This is a genomic window from Rhodococcus sp. NPDC057297, from assembly GCF_042667435.1.
Lineage (GTDB): Bacteria > Actinomycetota > Actinomycetes > Mycobacteriales > Mycobacteriaceae > Rhodococcoides.
Map to the genome: position 1 here is coordinate 1 of NZ_JBHUZE010000018.1, position 1,450 is coordinate 1,450.

General features: G+C 54.4%; 1 rRNA gene (cut by a window edge). It reads right to left on the minus strand.

The features are described 5' to 3' along the window. Positions 1-55: 55 nt before the first annotated feature. Positions 56-1,450, minus strand: a 23S ribosomal RNA gene (locus ACFULT_RS27110) (it continues 1,864 nt past the right edge of the window).

Genomic DNA, 1,450 nt, shown 5'->3' on the forward strand with positions numbered 1-1,450 from the left:
AAATACAACTTTCGTGTGTTGTTTCAGATATTGCACAGTGGACGCGTAGCTTCTTTGTGGTAAGTCCTCGGCCTATTAGTACCAGTCACCTGCATGCATTACTGCACTTCCAGTTCTGGCCTATCAACCCGGTGGTCTGCCGGGGGCCTTACCCCCACAAAGGGGGTGAGAAACCTCATCTTGGAACAGGCTTCCCGCTTAGATGCTTTCAGCGGTTATCCCTTCCGAACGTAGCTAACCAGCGGTGCTCCTGGTGGAACAACTGGCACACCAGAGGTTCGTCCGTCCCGGTCCTCTCGTACTAGGGACAGCCTTCCTCAAGTTTCTGACGCGCGCGGCGGATAGAGACCGAACTGTCTCACGACGTTCTAAACCCAGCTCGCGTGCCGCTTTAATGGGCGAACAGCCCAACCCTTGGGACCTACTCCAGCCCCAGGATGCGACGAGCCGACATCGAGGTGCCAAACCATCCCGTCGATATGGACTCTTGGGGAAGATCAGCCTGTTATCCCCGGGGTACCTTTTATCCGTTGAGCGACACCGCTTCCACATGCCGGTGCCGGATCACTAGTCCCGACTTTCGTCCCTGCTCGACCTGTCAGTCTCACAGTCAAGCTCCCTTGTGCACTTGCACTCGACACCTGATTGCCAACCAGGCTGAGGGAACCTTTGGGCGCCTCCGTTACATTTTGGGAGGCAACCGCCCCAGTTAAACTACCCACCAGGCACTGTCCCTGAACCAGATCATGGTCCGAGGTTGAGGTATCCAATACGATCAGAGTGGTATTTCAACAACGACTCCACAGTAACTGGCGTCACCGCTTCACAGTCTCCCACCTATCCTACACAAACCGAACCGAACACCAATACCAAGCTATAGTGAAGGTCCCGGGGTCTTTTCGTCCTGCCGCGCGTAACGAGCATCTTTACTCGTAATGCAATTTCGCCGAGTCTATGGTTGAGACAGCTGAGAAGTCGTTACGCCATTCGTGCAGGTCGGAACTTACCCGACAAGGAATTTCGCTACCTTAGGATGGTTATAGTTACCACCGCCGTTTACTGGGGCTTAAATTCTCAGCTTCACCACACAAGTGCAGTTGACCGGTCCTCTTAACCTTCCAGCACCGGGCAGGCGTCAGTCCGTATACATCGTCTTACGACTTCGCACGGACCTGTGTTTTTAGTAAACAGTCGCTTCTCACTGGTCTCTGCGACCCCACCCAGCTCACACCGCAAGGATGATCACCGGACGAGGTCCCCCTTCTCCCGAAGTTACGGGGGCATTTTGCCGAGTTCCTTAACCATAGTTATCTCGATCGCCTCAGTATTCTCTACCTGACCACCTGTGTCGGTTTGGGGTACGGGCCGTGTGAAAGCTCGCTAGAGGCTTTTCTCGGCAGCATAGGATCACTGAATTCGCCTCAATCGGCTACGCATCACCTCTCAGGCT